Here is an 18,686-nt window from a genome sequence, read left to right as displayed (position 1 = left end):
AACCAAGCAATCCGGTCAGGGGTGAAGCCATCAGTCAATCAAGTCAGGATCAGAGCTTTTCCGGCAGCGGAATGCCAAGCCACTTTTCGGCAATCGCATTCAGGCGGCCATCGGCAATCGATGCCGCGATGATCTCGTTGACCTTGGCTTTGAATGCATCCTCATCCTTGTTCAACCCCACATAGCAAGGGGAGTTTTTGATCAGGAATTTCGGCTCCGGCTTGCGCGGCGGGTTGCGTTCGATGATCGCTGCCGCCGTAACGTTACCGGTCGCAATCAGGTCAACCTGCCCCGAAAGGAAGGCCGAAATCGTGCCGTTATTATCCTCATACCGTTTGATTTCGAGATCCGCCGGGGCAATTTTGGTCAGTTCCAGATCTTCAATCGCACCGCGCGTCACGCCAACCGAATGCCCTGAAAGGTCTTCGGCACCCTTGACCGCAATATCAGCCGGGCCAAAAACGCCGTTATAGAACGGTGCATAAGGATCGGTGAAATCAATCACCTTTTCACGGTCCGGGTTTTTGCCAAGGCTCGAAATCACCAGATCGACCTTGCCGGTGGTCAGATACGGGATGCGGTTGCTTGATGCGACCGGCACCAGTTCAAGTTTGACGCCAAGGTCGCTTGCGATCAGGGCCGCCATATCGATGTCATAGCCCTTGGGCTGCATGTCGGTGCCAACGCTTCCGAACGGCGGAAAGTCCTGCGGCACGGCGACTTTCAAAACGCCTGCTTCCTTGATGGTATCAAGTGCCCCTGCTGATACGCCTGCCAGCGGGGCCGCAATCATGGCAATCGCGACGATGGTTGATTTCAGAAATTTGTTCATTTGCCTCTACCCGTATGAAAGTGGATTATTAGACTTATTTTTAATCTGTATAAAATAACTGCATAAAATTTATGCTATTGTCCATGGGTAAATTTCGCACTTGCGAAAAATCACAAGCTGATTAAAGCTATAACCCTTAAATATATTGGATTTTTACGCCGGATAAATTTTGATACAACTGGTCAGACCAGTTATGGAAAACGCATGACACGCACTGAAACCGCCCCGGAACGCGCCGCGCGCGCCATTCGCAACCTGATTAAAAGCAACGGCTTAGGTCCTGGCGACTCTTTACCGGCCCAGCGCGAACTGGCCGCCACCCTTGGCATCAGCCGCGCCAGCCTGCGCGAGGCGCTCGCAACGCTTGAAGCCATGGGACTGATCCGGGTTCTGGCCGGTAAGGGCGCCTATGTCGCCGATCCCCATGACGGAATGCCGCGCGATGACAATCAGAAACGCCAGGCCGCACAGGTCTATCAGTTCCGCCTTGCCATAGAACCCTATGTCGCGGGCCTCGCCGCACAGGCCCGCACCCGCGATCATCTGATCGCCCTTCAACGCAGCATCGATGACATGCAAACCGCGTTCGAGGCTGACGACCTGATCACCGCCGCCAATGCCGATACTGAATTCCATGAAATCCTGCTGTCCGCATCGGGCAATCCGTTATTTGCTGCCGCGATATTCCCGGCGGCCCAGACCATCCATGAAAACCAGATGCTGCCCTTTGCCAATGCAGCCGCGATCAAGGCACCGTTGCGCGAACATGAACAGATCCTGCGCTATGTACGCGACCGCAATCCATCGGGCGCGCGCGATGCCATGCATTTCCATGTGCTCAGTGCGGCGACCCGGGCCAATATCGCCTTTCTGCGCCCATAAAAAAGCAGGCCCGCAAAACAAAACCCCCACCCGGTTGCCCGGATGGGGGTTTCGCAAATCAGCGCCTTCGCAAGCGAAGGCAAACCGAATTAGGCAGCGGTCAGATCGTCAGCCGAAACGCGGCCCGAACGTGAGTCGGTGCGCAGTTCGTAGTTGATCTTGTCGCCTTCCTGCGGGTGGTTCATACCAGCGCGTTCAACGGCGCTGATGTGCAGGAATACGTCATTTCCGCCTTCGTCCGGCTGAATGAAACCAAAGCCTTTGGTTGCGTTGAACCATTTAACGGTACCAGTTGCCATCTTTAAATCTCCTTTAGAGTGTCGATTGGCGTTACGGCGCATCCCGCGTGGATGCACCAATCAGTTTGGAAAGCTGCCTCAGGCGATTTCGCGCCTGCTGCGGTTTCCGGAATTGTTTTCGGAACGGCGTTCGCCATTCGGGCGTGCGCCCGGACGACCACCGACTGGCTTGCCGGGGCGCGCACGCCCCGGACGTGCGTTGCGGGCTGCCGGTTTGCCGGGCTGACCCGTTTTACCATTTGCAGTCGCACCGTTGCCGGTTGTGCGGCGCTCGTCCGAGCTGCCAAGGAATGAAAGGTTGGATGCAATGCGGTTGTCACCGCCGCCCGTCCCGTTCGAAGTCACCTTTTTCGGTGTCCGAACCCGGCTATCGCCATTGGCGTTACGGGTATCACGGGCATCGCGGCTGTCACGACCTTCACGGCGCGCACCATCACGCCCCTGCGGACGGGCCGCTGCGCGATCAGGACGCTCGTTATTGCGATCATTGCGTTCGTTACGATCCGCACCACCTTTGATGCCGCCCTTGTAACGGCCGGAATTTTCCGATCCGCTGGCGACATCGCGCGTGGTTTCTTCGGTGCGACGACGATCATTGCTCCGGTCATTGCGATCATTACGACCACGGGCATCATTGCGCCCCTGACCGTTACGGCCACCTGCACCCGGACGACCACCGCCATTCCGGCCACGCCCGTTACCATTGCCATTGCTGGCACGACGATCGGGATTGGCATCGCGTTCGGCTTTTGAAATCGCGTCCTGCTCGGCGGCTGCCTTTGCATCGCGACGATCGATTACCGGGATCGACTGACGGGTGGTTTTTTCGATATCACGCAGAAGACCGCGTTCTTCTTCATCACAGAATGCAATCGCCGAACCGCTGGCCCCACCGCGTGCGGTACGACCGATACGGTGAACATAGCTTTCCGGAACATTCGGAAGTTCGAAATTCACAACGTGGGTCACACCGTCGACATCAATACCGCGTGCGGCAATGTCGGTTGCGACCAGAACGCCGATCTGACCATCCTTGAACGCGTTCAAGGCACGTTCGCGCTGATTCTGGCTTTTGTTGCCATGAATCGCAGCAGCACTGATTTTGCAGCTTTCAAGATGACGCGCCACACGATCCGCCCCGCGCTTGGTGCGGGTGAAAACAAGGGTGCGTTTGAAAAGCGGGTTATCAAGCAATTCCGCCAGAAGCTGACGCTTGCGATTTTTCTCGATCATATAGACCGACTGCTCGACGCGTTCCTGGGTCGTGGCAACCGGGGTCACCGAAACCTTGACCGGATCGGAAAGCATATCACCGGCAAGCTGCCCGATCTGCGACGGCATCGTGGCCGAGAAGAACAGGTTCTGACGATCACGCGGCAGCATCTTGATAATGCGTTTGATCGGCGGCAGGAAGCCAAGATCAAGCATGTGATCGGCCTCGTCGAGCACGACGACATCAACATTGTTAAGTTTCAGCTTGCCTGCATCAATGTGATCAAGCAAACGGCCCGGTGTTGCGACAAGAACGTCAACACCCGGCGTGATCGCCTTGATCTGCGGACCATGCGCAACCCCGCCAACAACAACGGCAACCGTGGTGTTCATGAAGCGGCCATAGGCACGGAAGCTGTCGCCAATCTGGGCGGCCAGTTCACGCGTCGGCGCTAGCACAAGCACACGGCATGATTTCGCCGGGGTACGGGTTTCGTTTTTGGAAAGACGGTCCAAGATCGGCAGTGCAAAAGCAGCAGTCTTGCCAGTGCCGGTCTGTGCGATCCCCAGAAGGTCTTTGCCTTCAAGGAGAGATGGGATGGCCTGTGCCTGGATCGGCGTTGGCGCATCATAGCCTTCATGCTTGAGAGCGCGAAGGACGGGCTCGGCCAGGCCGAGATCCGAAAATTGGGTCAAATAAAAGTATCTCTTGGTATTGCGGCAGCAGAGGGAAGGGAATCGGCCCTTGAATGTATTACGTCAGCTCTGCGCCTTGCATATTCTTTCGGAAAAGCCCGCGTAGTAGGGCCCTTCAATGCGGTTTTCCGGTAGATCACTCAACAGGCGAGGCCAATAAAGTCCCCTCTACGCTTCTGGAGCGATCAGATAACAAGGGCAACATGCGCAGAGTTTTGTCTGCTTGTCAAACACCATGTTTGGATGAGCCCGGATTTATCTTTCAGAGCAACCCGTTACTTGCGACCAGATCCACGTATTCATGTCGATGATACATTTGAACAAGCTGGGCGTGCCCGACACGAAATTGACTGCGGCGTTTGGTGATAGGCTTTGGGGATGAAGCTCCTTCCACTTTGATCGCCGGGTCATAATAGACAATGCTTTCCGAAATCGCACGAAGGAAAAGACTAAAATCGGTCCGCTCGCACAAAAGGACTCTGGGACCATAAGAATACTCAGGCGGTGGCTTGCGAAACAGAGAGGGGACATAGGCTGCCTTGGCATGTTTTCGGTTCCAGTGATCCATTATGCCAGCGAATCCCCAGAGAGCAGCAACTTCACCAGTTCGCGACAGGAGCGCTATCCCACCACTCATATCTGTGATTACCCCCTTCTCGCGATCATATCCCAGCAATTCAAGGCGCAGGGACGTATCAATGTGGAAATCTTTGCCAACCGAATAGATGCCGCCGAAATTTATCCTGTCGATTTTGCCGCTTTTGTCAGGATACCCATAGCTTTGCATAAAAACGGCAACACCATGATCCCGATATATTCCTCCTGTAGGCTCTGGCGTCATAAGCGTCACCGGGCTTTTCGACCGAAAACCTTTAAAATCAGAAACCCCGTATTGTTTGATCTCCCAACCAAGATAATCCGGCTCCGAATAACCATTCGGAGTAATTCCCAACTCAGCCTCAAGAGTGTACCCACCACCGTTCGCAGCCCTGTAGGGATGACGAATCCCGTCTGCTCCAAGCTTTTGAGAAGGAATCCAGTTTCGCTCATAGATTTCAGTTAACTTGGCAAGCAGAAGCTGACGTGTATCGGCTTCGTCCGGGCCTGCCGGAATTTCAAGAAACACACCAGCCTCGGTCAGTTCGCCCATTGCCCGAAGGGCATGCGCAAGAGGATGATCTCCGCCAACCGCGTGGCAAAGGATCACACCGTCATCGGATATTCCAAAGAACAGGATACGGCCTTCATCCCGAACTCTCATAATGTCTGACGGACTTTTAGCGCATCCCTTTAAAAAGCCGGACATTCTGACTTCGGGATATTTAGGATACAAAATCAGTTGTGCGTTTGGAGCCGGATAACACCCATCCTCGTCGACCCAAAACAATCTGATTCCGGCCTTTGCCCGGTCCCGCTTGCTTCCCGCCATCTCAGCCGCATCAGTATAGACACCCTGATGCGGAAGAATGTTCAATGCGGAAAAATCACCTCCCAGGTAAACCTGGTTCTTGGAATTATCATTAGCCGCAAGCTTCTTGGCATAAAAGCGTTTCGCCCCGCGCAATTTCATGAGAGCCAGCAAACTGGCCAGAGAGTCAATCATCCGGATTCCCCTTAAGTTCCAGATTTTCCATACTACCGAAAAGCCAGACAGCCAATGCCTCGGTAACATCCCCCGTTTCCAGGCGAAATTTTCCCCTCAACGCACACTCCCAGACAATTGCCCATCGCCATCCGAGCTTCGCTAATTCAGATTCCACCCGACTGTCACGCGCACGGTTAGCGTTGATTTTATTGAGCCACCAGTCTCGACGAGTTGAGGGAAGCCTGAAAAGATTGCAATCATGTCCATGCCAGAAACAGCCGTGCACAAAAATCACCGCCCGATATTTGGGCAGCACAAGGTCCGGTTTGCCCGGAAGTTTTTTGTTGTGCAGACGAAAACGAAAACCCCGCGCGTGCAGGGCTTTGCGAACAAACATTTCCGGCTTTGTATTTTTCGCGCGGATACCCGCCATCATCTCGCTGCGTTTACGGGGCGAAACGATATCGGTCAAGACTTACTCCGCGGCGACGTTTTCACTCAGGATTTTTGCCCGTTCGGGCTTGGCTTCCATGCTTTTCAGGACATACGGCTTCATATGCCAAGCTATTTCCTTGATCACCGGAACAACGACAGAATTGCCGAACTGCTTGTAAGCCCTGGTGTCGGAAACCGTGATTTTCATTTTCTCTTCGCCACAGTCAAACCCCATCAGCCGCGCGCATTCACGCGGCGTAAGACGACGCGGATTTTTCCCATCCTGACGGATCAGAATTTCGCTACCGTCCTTGTAATACCTCGCCGACAAGGTTCTGGCCTTGTCCTCTGGTCCGCAAAGGCCGAAACCGAAACCGTTCCCCTTTGCCTTATGCTTGGCCGCGTAATCAAAAAGGTATTTCCAGAGCTTGTCAGATAATGTGTATTTCGCGTTCACAACACTTGCTTCATTTACACCCGTATCTTCCGGTGCCAGCGTATACTGCGCTTCCGGCAACTCGCCAGGCGCATGCAAGATACTCTCAAGCGTCGGGCCATTCTGCGGATCGGCAAATTTGCAGGCATCGAAGTCGAACCCGACATTCTGCCGGAAACCGACGATAAAAATGCGTTCGCGATGCTGCGGAACGTAACCTTTGCCGTCTATCACGCGTGCCTGGACGTGATAGCCAAGCTCGTGTTGCAATGCGCCCATAATGGTGCGGAATGTGTCGCCCTTATTGTGACTGCGCAGGTTTTTGACATTCTCAAGCATGAAAGCCGCAGGACGGTGATGTTTCAGGATACGGAGAACATCGAAGAACAGGGTTCCTTGCGCCTTGTCCATAAACCCATGGGCACGACCAAGAGCATTCTTTTTTGAAACACCCGCAATGGAAAACGGCTGACACGGAAACCCGGCAAGCAATACATCATGAGCCGGAATATCTTCGGCCTCCACTTCAGTAATGTCGCCAGCAATTTCGTGGTCTACATCAAAGTTATCGCGGTAGGTCTGCTGCGCATATGTATCCCATTCACTGGTAAAAACGCACTTACCGCCCGCCGCCTCGAAACCTTTTCGAACTCCGCCGATTCCCGCGAATAAATCAATGAATGTAAAATCGTGCATCGGCAGGCCCCGGTCAAAGTTCTTTTTATATTTCAGCGTGTTTTCAAGCTCGAGCAGACATTCAGGGTCCGCTTCACAAGCACCACTATCCCATCTGGCGACAATATCAGTTGATACACCGAAACAACCGGCCACGTCATCAATTGACCAACAATTCTGTTCGCGGAGGAAATTGAACCTGTTTTCCATAGGGTCAAGCCTGCTTTGCCTTCGGGGTGAACAAAACAAGAATGCAGTATTTCCATCGCTCTGCGCAAGCAAAGAATCACGTTTTGTTCTTATGCCAAGGCGATGCCTGAAAACCATGGAACGACAGAGCGATCTTTCCGCCCTGTCGTCGTTCAAGAATTTATCGGCTCCCTGCCCCGCAAGGATTATATGCCGCACACGGATTTTCTGCTGCGCACGGGTTAAACGCCGCACAGGGGTTTCCCGCGCCGCACGGGTTATATGCGGCACACGGGTTGGCACCGCACGGCGCTGCGGCACATGGATTCGCTGCACATGGGTTATAGCCCGCACAAGGATTTGCGGCACAAGGGTTCGCCGCACAGGGGTTCGATCCGCACGGATTACCCGCACACGGATTACACCCGACCGCCGGACTGGTGGCCGGGTTCGATATTGCCGGTGGATTGGCGGGCGTGCTGGTGTGATGATAATGATCAAACGCCACCGCACCGCTGGCCGCGAGGAACACCGCACCAAACAGGATTGTATTTTTCTCGCTCATGACTTTTTAAATCCGTCCATGCCAAATACCGGGCGCAGCGCAATACCGATCCAGCTACCGGCAAAGGCCATCACAAACCAGAGCCAGCCATGCACGCTGCCCGAGGCAATGCCGCTAAACAACGCCCCGATATTGCAGCCAAACGCCAGCCGCGCCCCATAGCCCATCAAAATCCCGCCAACTGCCGCCGCCAGAAGGGATGCAAACGGCACCTTCACTTTGGGCGCGAATTTGCCCGCAAGGCTTGCCGCCAATGCCGCCCCGATCACGATGCCGAAATTCATCACCGACGTATTATCCGCCAGCACCGAATTTGAAAGCGCCTTGGCCGGACCGGCCCAGTTCCAGAATTCCCAGGTTTCAACCGGAATGCCGATACCTTGGGCGATCTTCGCCCCCCAAAGCCCGAACCCGAACGTGATCGACCACGGATGCCCCGCACTCAGAAGCGTTGCAACATTAAGCCCGGCCAGAAGGATACCCGTCCCGACCAATGGCCATGGACCATGCAGCAATCGGGCAAAGCCCGCACGCGGCGCCACCGGTGCGGTTTCAATCGAACCATGGGCGCGTTTTTCAACCCAGATCGTGATCAACGCCACCAAAGCCAGACCGGCAAAGGTCACGCCCAACCCGCCCCAGATGCCAAATTCGGTTCCGAGGCTCATGGGCGGCATGGAAGGCAGTTCAAGCCACATCGGCAAATGCGCGGTGCCGATCACAGCACCCACGATAAAGAACATAAGCGTCAGCAACATGCGCGCACTGCCGCCGCCAACCGTAAACAGCGTCCCCGACCCGCATCCGCCGCCAAGCTGCATGCCAAGGCCGAACATGAACGCACCGACCAGAACCGAAACACCAACCGGTGCCACAGCCCCCACAATCGGGGTGCCAAGTGGTGCACCAATGGCAAGCAAGGGAATAAACGCCGCCGCGGCAATGCCGATCATCAAAAGCTGGGCCCGCATCGCGCGGCCGAGCTTTTCGACCGAAAACCGCCGCCAGCCGCCGGTAAAACCGAATGACGCATGATAAAGGGCAATGCCCAGCAACCCGCCAAGGCCATAAAGCACGGCCTGATGGATATCGACAGCCCGCGCAATCAGCACCGCGACAATCACAAACAGGATGGCCGTGACGGCTGCGGGCCCTTTGTCAAAACTAAAGCCCGAAGCACGGACATTAAGGGTCGTTTCAGACATGGTGGTGACGCTCTATCTGACTGGAAACCTGAAAACGAACGGAACCGGGCAACCCGGTTCCGTCAAAACATCGTGTATTATAGGGGTGTTACGCCGTATTTCCGAATTATTCCGGAACGACCACGTCGCGCGACGGATCAGCCGCCCATTCGGTCATGGAGCCGTCATACATCCGGGTGTTTTTGTTGCCCATCACTTCCGAAAGGCCAAACCACGCAACCGATGCCCAATGGCCGGTATTGCAATAGGTGATTTCATCACCGTCTTTCGACACACCGGCATTTTCAACAAGGCCGCTGATCACATCTGATGCAACAAACTGGCCTTTCTGATCATCATAAAACGCCGACTGTTCGATATTGACCGCACCGGGGATTGCACCGGCACGCGCCACGACCGGGCTGGTCTGCTCGCCGCGGAACTGTGCCGACGGACGCGCATCAACCAGCGCGACGCCGTTTTCACGCGCCTTGGCAACATCATCGGCCGTCGCCAGAAGCTCCGGGCGGAAATTGGCATTGAATGCCAAGGTCTGCGGGGCGACCGCATCGGTTGAAACCGGTTTGCCGACTGCTTCCCAGGCACGCTGCCCGCCATCAAGGATGGTCACCGCATCATGGCCCAACACCTTAAAGGTCCAGTAAACACGGGTCGCCGAACCGAAATCCGAGCTGTTCTGACCGGCCGGTACGACAACAACCTGTTTGTCATTATCAATGCCAAGGCTGCCGATCCGGGCCGAAATCACATCAACCGGCGGCAACTGGCCGACAACATCGCCCACCTTGGCACGCCAGCCGAACTTGCCATAGGGCGCAAAAACCGCACCCGGAATATGCCCGGCATCATAGGGGCTGCCTTCCTTGGTCAGCGACCGGATATCGACCACCACCAAAGACGGGTTATCAAGATTGTCCGAAAGCCACGCGGCATCAACCAGCGGCTTTTCGGTCAGGCGCTCGGCCTGTGCTGCCGCACCGCCAAAGACAATCGCCACTGCCGCAGCAGCAGAAAGAATAAGAGAACGCATGGGGTCTGTCTCCGATATGGTGAATTAGAAATTTGTGAAATCTATATAATCACCATACATCTGATGTCAATTAATATATAATAACAGTTATTTTTTGTTATAATGACAAACATTAGTGATTAAGCATCCACCGCAATCTTTAAACGCTAGGGCCGCAACCCATTAAGATACCGCGCATATTCGCGCGCAAACGCACCATGGGTTTCGCTGTTGCGCAAGGCAGGCGGGCGGGTCAGGAAGCCATGCAGGGCGGCAATGATGAATTCTGCCACCGAAGACGGTTCGATATCGGTGCGGATGGTTTTATTGAACTGTCCATGGCCCAGATGCAGCGCCAGACCGCGCCGCCAGTATCGGTAAACCCCGTCAATCCGCTTGCGCAGATTTTCATCAAGTTCCGCCGCCCCCGACGCCAGCCGTGCCAGCGGACAACCGCCTTCAAGCAGTTTCGGCGCATCCTTGGTACCAAGGCAATCCACCTGCCCCATCATCACCGGCAGGATATCATCCGCCCCGTCAAGCGGCCGCAGCCATACATCATCAATATATTGCGGCAGGCATTCCTCGATCACGGCATGGGCAAGTTTGGCCTTGCCGGGGAAATGATGATAAAGCGCGCCCTTGGTCGTGCCGGTCCGTTCCAGAATCTGATTGATTGATGCCCCGGCAAACCCGGCCATGCGGATTTCATAAAACGCCGCATCAAGGATCAGCTTGCGGGTTGCCTGCGGATTGCGGGGCTGTCGGGTCGTCGCCAGCGCATTTTGCGCATGGTCGGCAATGGCATTTTCAATCGTGCCCTCATCGACCGGATCATCCGGATGGGAAATCCGGGCCAGTGCGGCAGTAATACTAAAGGGCGGTTTGCTCATGATTTTTATATCTTGTGCCATGTTCGATAAGGCTGTCCAAGGTTCCCCTGTTTTTGCCCCAAGGTCAATATGAGAGCACATCGAACCCAACGTGACCTTGCGCACAGTATCCCCGCGCGTGCGATGATCCAGCCCCTTGCAATTACATGTAAACCAGTCTCTATTACGGGATTGCGGGCCGGTGATACGGCCCCCATATCCGGCCAGAAATAAAACCGGAAACGTTCAGAACCACGCCCGGAACCACGCCCAACGCCACCCTGACACGATTATGGTGGCATGCGATGACAGGATCGCATTCGATCGGAAAGCAGATGCATATTCATTCCATCGCCTTTGTCGCCGCCGACACCAAAATTGCCCAGGACGCGATGTACCGGTTAAAGCATCGCTACGGCCATGTCTCACCGGAAACGGCGGATGTGATTGTCGCACTTGGCGGGGATGGCTTCATGCTGGAAACCCTGCATCGCTATATGGGGCGCAAGGTGCCGATCTATGGCATGAACCGGGGCACGGTCGGATTTCTGATGAATGAATTCCGTGAAATGGACCTGCCCGAACGCATTGCAGAGGCCCAGACCGTGCAACTGCACCCGCTTCAGATGGAAGCCCACACCATGCAGGGCGAAAGCATGTGCGCGCTTGCGATCAACGAAGTCTCGCTTCTGCGCGAAACCCGGCAGGCGGCAAAACTTCGCATCAAGATCGACGGGGTCGAACGGCTGGCCGAACTGGTGTGCGATGGCGCACTGGTCTGCACACCGGCCGGAAGTACGGCCTATAACCTGTCGGCCCACGGTCCGATCCTGCCGATGGGAAGCGGCCTTATGGCCCTGACCCCGATCAGCCCGTTTCGCCCGCGTCGCTGGCGCGGCGCGCTTCTGCCGCATGGGGCCGAAGTCGTTTTTGATGTGCAGGATCCGCAAAAACGTCCGGTTTCCGCCGTGGCCGATTATACCGAGGTTCGCGATGTCTCACGCGTGATCATCCGCGAAGACAGCAACATGAAAATCAAATTGCTGTTCGATCCCGAACACAATCTGGAAGAACGCATTCTTAAGGAACAATTCGTCGAATGAGTGCCGCCAACACCACCGCCATGCCGTCTGCCGCAACCCTTGAATGGCTTGCCAAACTGATCAGCCATCCAAGTGTCAGCCTGACCCCGAACCTTGCCCTGATCGAACAGGCGCAAAACTATCTTGAAGGTCTGGGCTATCTGTGCGCGGTCGTGTTTGACGAAACCAGAAGCAAGGCCAACCTGTATGCCACCATCGGCCCGGCGGTCGATGGCGGCGTGATCCTGTCAGGTCACAGCGACGTGGTCCCGGTCGAAGGCCAGAACTGGGCATCCGACCCGTTCACCACCGATATCCGCGGCGACAAACTTTATGGCCGCGGGGCCTGCGATATGAAGGGTTTCCTGGCCTGTCTGCTGGCCAAGGCAGAAACCTTCAAAAATGCTGATCTGCGCGTGCCGATCCATCTTGCCTTCACCTATGACGAGGAAGTCGGCTGCCTTGGCGTGCCAAGCCTGGTCGAGGCAATCAATGCCCTGCCCCATAAGCCTGCCATGTGCATCGTGGGCGAACCCACCAACATGCAGGTCATCACCCAGCATAAAGGCAAATATTCCGCCCGCGCACATTTCACCGGCCGGTCGGGCCATTCGTCGCTGCCGGGCGAAGGTGTCAATGCGGTTGAATTCGCATCCGAATTCGTGGTGTTCCTGCGCCGCCTTGGCCAAAAATTCCGCAATGAAGGCCCGCATGATGATGAATTCGTGCCCAATCACACGACCTTCCACAGCGGCGTGATCCATGGCGGCACGCAGCTCAACATCATCCCGCAGAATTGCTATGTCGATTTCGAATTCCGCAATCTTCCCAATCATGATCGCAACGAACTCAAATGCCTGATTTTCGATTATCTCGACAACACCCTGATCCCGCAAATGCGCGAAACCTATGACGATGTCGGGGTCGAAATCGAAGTCGTCTCCGACATGCCGGGCCTTGCCACCGGCGATGACGAGGAAGTCACAAAACTGGTCATGGAACTGACCGGGGCGAACACCACCGGCAAGGTCAGCTTCGGCACCGAAGCAGGTGTATTCTCGGCGATGGGCGATATCCCCACCGTCGTCTGCGGCCCCGGCAGCATCGAACAGGCCCACAAACCCGACGAATTCATCGAACTCGACCAGCTCGCCCGATGCGAAAAGTTCCTGGATAGGCTTTTGGCGGTGTTGGTGCGGAAATAGCAAATCACCTGCCAAACAAACGTAAAAGCTCCCGCGTTGGGGGCTTTTTTATTGAAAAACTATCAAACACTTGGCCCCGGAATGACCTTTGCCTTTCGCAAGCGACTTGACGCCCATCGGCGTTACGGTCAAAACAAAAGGGCCGGTGCAATGCACCAGCCCTTCTTACGCACGCGCAACGGCGGGGTCGGGGGACTGCGCAGACAAGTCTGCAACCGTCGCGAGCGCGCCGACAAAGCCGGTCTGTGAATTCAGACCGGCTTTGCTTTTTGGTTTATTCCGCCGGATGTTCGTGGGCGGCCTTCACATCACCGCGTTTCGAACGGCTTTTGGCAAAGGTGCCAACAATCAGCACGAAGAACAGCGGCACGAAGAAGATCGCAAGGATCGTAGCCGCAATCATGCCGCCCATCACCCCGGTCCCCACCGCGATACGCGCCCCCGCACCGGCACCGGTACTGATCGCAAGCGGCAGAACGCCCAGCGTGAACGCCATCGAGGTCATGATGATCGGACGCAGACGCTGGCGCGCGGCCTCGACCGTTGCCTCAAGCAGGCCCATCCCCTGATCATAAAGTTCGCGCGCGAACTCGACGATCAGAATGGCGTTCTTGGCCGACAGACCAATCGTGGTCAGGATCGCCACCTGGAAATAAACGTCATCGGGAAGCCCGCGCAGCAGGGCTGCAATCACGGCCCCCAAAACGCCCAATGGCACGACCATCATCACCGAAACCGGAATGGCCCAGCTTTCATACAGTGCGGCAAGGCACAGGAAGACCACGATCATCGACAGGGCATAAAGGGCCGGGCCCTGTTCGCCTGCTTCGCGTTCCTCATAGGAAAGCCCCTGCCATTCAAGGCCGATGCCGCCCGGAAGCTTGGCAACGATTTCCTGCATTGCCGTCATCGCATCACCCGATGCAACGCCCGGTGCCGCCTGCCCCTGAATATTGACAGACGAAAGACCGTTAAAGCGCTCCAGTCGCGGCGAGCCATAAGTCCACTGCGTGGTCGAGAAGGCCGAAATCGGCACCATCTCGTCGTGGCTGTTGCGGACATACCAATGATCCATATCTTCGGGCATCATGCGGTATTTCGCATCCGCCTGCATATAGACGCGCTTGACACGGCCCTTCTCGATGAAGTCGTTGACATAGCTTGAGCCCCAGGCAGTTGCCAGCGTGCGGTTGATGTCCGCAATACTGACACCCAGCGCGCTTGCCTTTTCCTGATCGATATTGATGTCGAACTGTGGCGTATCATTCAGGCCGTTCGGACGCACCCCGACCAGACGCGGATCCTGTGACGCCATGCCAAGCAACTGGTTTCGTGCCGCGATCAGGGCATCGTGCCCCGCACCGCCACGGTCCACCAACTGCATGTCAAAGCCGTTCGCCGTGCCCAGTTCGATAATCGCAGGCGGTGCAAAGGCAAAGACCATCGCTTCGCGGATCTGGGCAAAGGCACCATAGGCCCGCCCGATCACCGCCTCAACCGACTGACCGGGCGATGTCCGTTCCGACCAGTCTTTCAGGTTCACAAAGGCGATACCCGCATTCTGACCACTCCCGGCAAACGAGAAACCAGCCACGGTAAAGATACCGTTCACCACTTCCTTCTCGTCTTCCATGAAGTGCTTTTCGAGCTTCTTGAGAACCTCGACCGTCCGCTCCTGCGAGGCACCGGCTGGCAGCTGAACCATCGAGAACATGATCCCCTGATCCTCTTCCGGCAGGAACGAGCCCGGCAGACGCACGAACAGGAAGGCCAAAGCCCCGACAAGAATGCCATACACGAACAGGTAACGCCATTTGCGGTTCACAACATGGCCGACACTGCCCTGATAGAAATTGTTGGTTTTATCAAACCCGCGGTTGAACCAGCCAAAGAAACCCTTTTTGGCATGCGGATCGCCCTTGGACGGCTTAAGCATGGTCGCGCAAAGGGCCGGTGTCAGGACAATCGCCACGATCACCGACAGCACCATCGCCGAAACAATGGTGATCGAGAACTGGCGATAAATCGCCCCGGTCGACCCGGCAAAGAACGCCATCGGCACAAACACCGCCGACAGAACCAGCGCAATACCGACAAGTGCACCGGTAATCTGGCTCATGGATTTGCGCGTTGCTTCACGCGGCGGCAAGCCATCTTCATGCATCACGCGTTCGACGTTTTCGACCACAACGATGGCGTCATCGACCAGAAGACCAATCGCCAGCACCATGCCAAACATGGTCAGCGTGTTGATCGAATATCCGAACGCCGCCAGAACGCCAAACGTACCAAGCAGAACCACAGGCACCGCAATCGTCGGGATCAGGGTCGCGCGCCAGTTTTGCAGGAACACGAACATCACGACGAAGACAAGCGCGATGGCTTCAAACAGGGTCCGGACCACTTCCTCGATCGAAACCTTGACGAACGGGGTCGTATCATACGGATAAACAACTTCCATCCCCTGCGGGAAGAAAGGTTTAAGCTCCTCAAGGCGGGCTTTCACCGCCTCGGCAGTGTCAAGCGCATTGGCCCCGGTCGCAAGGTTGATACCGATACCGGTAGCGGCCTGTGCATTATACCGCGCAACGACCTCGTAGCTTTCGCCACCGATCTCGATGCGCGCCACATCGCCCAGACGGACCTGCGAACCATCCGTATTCACACGCAGCAGAATATTGGCGAATTCGTCAACGGTCGTAAGCTTGCTTTGCGCCGTAATCGTCGCGTTGATCTGCTGGCCCGGCACGGATGGCGCACCGCCGATCTGACCGGCCGTGACTTCCGTGTTCTGCGCTTCGATTGCCGAACTGACATCGGAAACCGTCAGGTTATAGGAAATCAGCTTGTTCGGATCGAGCCAGATGCGCATCGCATGCTGCGCACCAAACACCTGAACCGAACCGACACCGTTCACACGTGCAATCGGGTCTTCGATGGTCGATACCACAAAGTCCGAAAGGTCTTCGGCATTCATCGAACCATCGGCCGACACAAAGCCCGCCACCATAAGGAACGAACCGCTTGATTTCGAAACCGTGATGCCCTGCTGCTGAACTTCGCTTGGCAGGCGCGACATGGCGGCCTGCAACTTGTTCTGAACCTGCACCTGCGCGATATCGGGATCGGCTTCGGGTTCAAAGGTCAGGGTGATCGATGCACTACCCGTCGCACTACTGTTCGACGACATATAGCGCAGGTAATCCAGCCCGTTCATTTCCTGTTCGATGACCTGCGTCACCGTGTTTTCAACGGTTTCCGCCGAAGCACCCGGATAGGTCGCCTCGATCTGCACCGATGGCGGCGCAATCGACGGATATTGCTCGATCGGCAGCTGCAAAATGGACAGCCCCCCCGCCAGCATGATCACCAGGGCCACAACCCAGGCGAAGACGGGGCGATCAATAAAAAACTTTGCCATTAGAAATCGTCCTTAATCGTCAGCTTACTGGGCTGAACCTTGGGCGGCACCCTGGCCAGCATTCGCATTCTCGACAGGCTGCGCCGTTACCGGCGCCCCCGGTGCGATACGCTGAATGCCATCGACGATCAGCTGTTCGCCATCCGAAACACCGTCTGTCACGACCCAGTTCTCGCCTTGCGACTGTTCGATCTGGATATCCTTGGAAACGACCTTGCCGTCACCGATGGTGTAAACATATGCCGTGCCATCCGGGCGGCGCATCACGGCTTTCTGCGGCACAAGGAAGGCCCCATCAAGCTTGCCCTGACGCACCTGTCCACGCACGAACATGCCCGGCAGCAACACACCATCCGGGTTCGGGAAAACCGCGCGCAGACGGATCGTTCCGGTGGTTTCATTCACCGATACGTCGGAAAACTGCAACGTCCCGGTATGGGGATATTCAACACCGGTCGCATCAATGATCAGGGCAACTTCGATCTTGCCGTTTTCAACACCCTGAATGCGGCCGTTCTGGATCGCCTGCTTGATCTTCATTAACCGGCCACCGGCCTGCGTCACATCGACATAGATCGGGTCAAGCTGGGTGATCGTGGTCAGTGCTTCGGTCTGGTTGGCGGTCACAAGCGCACCTTCGGTCACATCAGACGAACTGATCTGGCCGGAAATCGGGGCGGTTACGGTGGTGTATTCCACATTGATCCGCGCCTGATCGACCTGCGCACGCGCGGCGGCAACCGCGGCTTTTGCCTGGGCTTCTGCCGAAATCGCATCGTCAAAGGTCTGCTCGGAAACCGCCTGGGTTTTCACAAGACTTTCGTATCGCTTGCGGGTTTTGGTCGTCTGATCAAGGGTCGCGCGCTGCTTGGCAAGCTCCGCCTGTGCCGCGTCAAGTTCCGCCATGTAAACGGCCTGATCAATCATATAAAGCTGCTGACCGGCTTCAACAAACGCGCCTTCGGTAAAGTTGCGTTCCTTGATGATACCATCGACCTGCGGGCGCACCGCAGCCTTGCGGAAGGCAACGGTACGACCCGGCATTTCCTCGATCAGACCAACGGTCTGCGCTTCAAGTGTCACGGTACCAACCGGCGTTGCCTGCGGTTGCTGCTGTGCGCTGGCATCCGACTGTTGCGCTTCTTTCTGCTCGTCACAGGCCGCAACCATCAATGCAAGCACAGCAACGCCTGCAAGTTTCAAACAAGATCGCATCGACAAAATGATTTTCCTTCTCACAGTCCTGTAAGCAGCGCTGCCGTGCCGGGGAATATCAGGCAGCTTTGCCATTGAATTATTAAATACTGTACGGTACAGTACACATTGTGCACTGCACGATCAAGAGCCAAAAACAACGTCGACAGAAAAGATCGAAAAACCATGAGCGAAACGTCAGAAACCCAAGGAAAACAATCCAGTCGCGGCTTCGCACGGCGACGCGCGATGATGGATGCTGCATGGCAGCTTCTGCTGGAGAAAGGCTTTTCTGGCGTTACGCTAAATGACGTAATTTCTCGATCCGGTGGCTCCCGTACAACTCTCTACGAGGCATTTGGCGGAAAGGATGGGTTGCTGACTGCCGTTATGACAGAACGGTGCATGGCGTTTTCCGCGGAATTGCATATTTCGCTGGAATCCAATCTCCCCCCTCGTGACGCTTTGACCGACTTCGCCTTTAAACTATCGACCAAGATACTAACCGAGGAAGCCGTTCGCTTCACGCAGATTCTGTTCTCCGAGGGACAGCATTTCATACCAATGGTTGAGAAGTTCCTTGAAGTCGGCCCCGAAAGCACGCGCAAACACCTTGCAAACTACCTGAAACGCCAGAACGACCTTGGTAATCTTGTCATCGACGATCCCGATCATTATGCCGAAATTTTCGATGCGATGATTGTCGGCGACTGGCAGAATCAGGTGATGAAAATGATCTCTCCTCCGAAACTCAGCGAAGAAGAGATCACAAAAAGGGTCAAACGCGCCGTCGAGGTCTTCCTGTGCGGGGTCACCGTCGAAAGCAAGCGCGACAAAATCGGCTGCGCCACCGACTGACCGGCAACGCCCCCATGCTTTCCAGATGACAGCC

At 55.9% G+C, this 18,686-nt stretch carries 15 protein-coding genes; 4 read left to right on the top strand and 11 right to left on the bottom strand.

The genetic code is table 11. The features are described from left to right. Positions 1 to 49: 49 nt before the first annotated feature. On the bottom strand, positions 50 to 832 hold the full coding sequence (locus tag IT971_RS04820; RefSeq protein ID WP_063093526.1) for a transporter substrate-binding domain-containing protein: 783 nt from the start codon (positions 830 to 832) through the stop codon (positions 50 to 52). 204 nt (positions 833 to 1,036) lie between these two features. On the opposite strand from IT971_RS04820, the gene IT971_RS04815 reads away from it, so the two are divergent. Continuing rightward, on the top strand, positions 1,037 to 1,714 hold the full coding sequence (locus IT971_RS04815) for a FadR/GntR family transcriptional regulator (RefSeq protein ID WP_063093527.1): 678 nt from the start codon (positions 1,037 to 1,039) through the stop codon (positions 1,712 to 1,714). An 89-nt stretch (positions 1,715 to 1,803) separates the two neighbouring features. On the opposite strand, the gene IT971_RS04810 is transcribed toward IT971_RS04815, so the two are convergent. From IT971_RS04810 to IT971_RS04775, 8 genes are all read right to left on the bottom strand, one after another. Continuing rightward, a complete protein-coding gene (locus IT971_RS04810; RefSeq protein WP_007090722.1) occupies positions 1,804 to 2,013 on the bottom strand; it encodes a cold-shock protein in 210 nt (69 codons plus the stop codon). Positions 2,014 to 2,091: 78 nt separating this feature from the next. Further along, positions 2,092 to 3,921 carry a DEAD/DEAH box helicase gene (locus tag IT971_RS04805; RefSeq protein WP_063093528.1) on the bottom strand — a complete coding sequence of 610 codons (1,830 nt, stop codon included), beginning with the start codon at positions 3,919 to 3,921 and terminating at the stop codon, positions 2,092 to 2,094. A 262-nt stretch (positions 3,922 to 4,183) separates the two neighbouring features. Further along, positions 4,184 to 5,524: an MvaI/BcnI family restriction endonuclease gene (locus IT971_RS04800; RefSeq protein WP_063093529.1), complete on the bottom strand. Its 1,341-nt coding sequence runs from the start codon at positions 5,522 to 5,524 to the stop codon at positions 4,184 to 4,186. Beyond that, positions 5,517 to 5,978, bottom strand: a complete 462-nt coding sequence (locus IT971_RS04795; protein WP_063093530.1) for a very short patch repair endonuclease — start codon at positions 5,976 to 5,978, stop codon at positions 5,517 to 5,519. Before IT971_RS04795 ends, IT971_RS04800 begins: the two co-directional genes overlap by 8 nt. A 3-nt stretch (positions 5,979 to 5,981) precedes the next feature. Continuing rightward, a complete protein-coding gene (gene dcm, locus IT971_RS04790) occupies positions 5,982 to 7,610 on the bottom strand; it encodes a DNA (cytosine-5-)-methyltransferase (protein ID WP_269451294.1) in 1,629 nt (542 codons plus the stop codon). Between the two features lie 192 nt (positions 7,611 to 7,802). Continuing rightward, a complete protein-coding gene (locus IT971_RS04785; RefSeq protein ID WP_063093532.1) occupies positions 7,803 to 9,011 on the bottom strand; it encodes a YeeE/YedE family protein in 1,209 nt (402 codons plus the stop codon). Between the two features lie 106 nt (positions 9,012 to 9,117). After that, entirely contained in the window at positions 9,118 to 10,041 is a 924-nt protein-coding gene (locus tag IT971_RS04780) for a sulfurtransferase (protein ID WP_063093533.1), read from the bottom strand. Between the two features lie 146 nt (positions 10,042 to 10,187). After that, positions 10,188 to 10,913 carry a TetR/AcrR family transcriptional regulator gene (locus tag IT971_RS04775; RefSeq protein WP_110252816.1) on the bottom strand — a complete coding sequence of 242 codons (726 nt, stop codon included), beginning with the start codon at positions 10,911 to 10,913 and terminating at the stop codon, positions 10,188 to 10,190. 314 nt (positions 10,914 to 11,227) lie between these two features. Here IT971_RS04775 and IT971_RS04770 point away from each other — a divergent pair, with 314 nt between their 5' ends. Then, positions 11,228 to 11,995, top strand: a complete 768-nt coding sequence (locus IT971_RS04770; protein WP_037992041.1) for an NAD kinase — start codon at positions 11,228 to 11,230, stop codon at positions 11,993 to 11,995. Further along, positions 11,992 to 13,179, top strand: coding sequence for an acetylornithine deacetylase (argE, locus tag IT971_RS04765; protein WP_063093534.1), 1,188 nt, complete (start codon positions 11,992 to 11,994; stop codon positions 13,177 to 13,179). The genes IT971_RS04770 and argE overlap by 4 nt, the downstream gene beginning before the upstream one ends. Before the next feature lie 274 nt (positions 13,180 to 13,453). Here argE and IT971_RS04760 read toward each other — a convergent pair whose 3' ends face one another. Further along, complete coding sequence (locus tag IT971_RS04760) at positions 13,454 to 16,600, bottom strand: efflux RND transporter permease subunit (RefSeq protein ID WP_063093536.1); 3,147 nt, start codon at positions 16,598 to 16,600, stop codon at positions 13,454 to 13,456. A gap of 24 nt (positions 16,601 to 16,624) precedes the next feature. Then, positions 16,625 to 17,815 (bottom strand): efflux RND transporter periplasmic adaptor subunit, encoded by a 1,191-nt coding sequence (locus tag IT971_RS04755; protein WP_007090711.1) that lies wholly within the window; start codon positions 17,813 to 17,815, stop codon positions 16,625 to 16,627. Positions 17,816 to 17,980: 165 nt separating this feature from the next. Here IT971_RS04755 and IT971_RS04750 point away from each other — a divergent pair, with 165 nt between their 5' ends. Further along, positions 17,981 to 18,652, top strand: a complete 672-nt coding sequence (locus tag IT971_RS04750; RefSeq protein ID WP_063093537.1) for a TetR/AcrR family transcriptional regulator — start codon at positions 17,981 to 17,983, stop codon at positions 18,650 to 18,652. Positions 18,653 to 18,686: the final 34 nt, after the last annotated feature.

The organism is Thalassospira sp. B30-1, from assembly GCF_015767575.1.
GTDB lineage: Bacteria > Pseudomonadota > Alphaproteobacteria > Rhodospirillales > Thalassospiraceae > Thalassospira > Thalassospira xiamenensis.
Note: the sequence above shows the minus strand (reverse complement) of the source record. Positions and strands in the feature narration are given on the sequence as shown.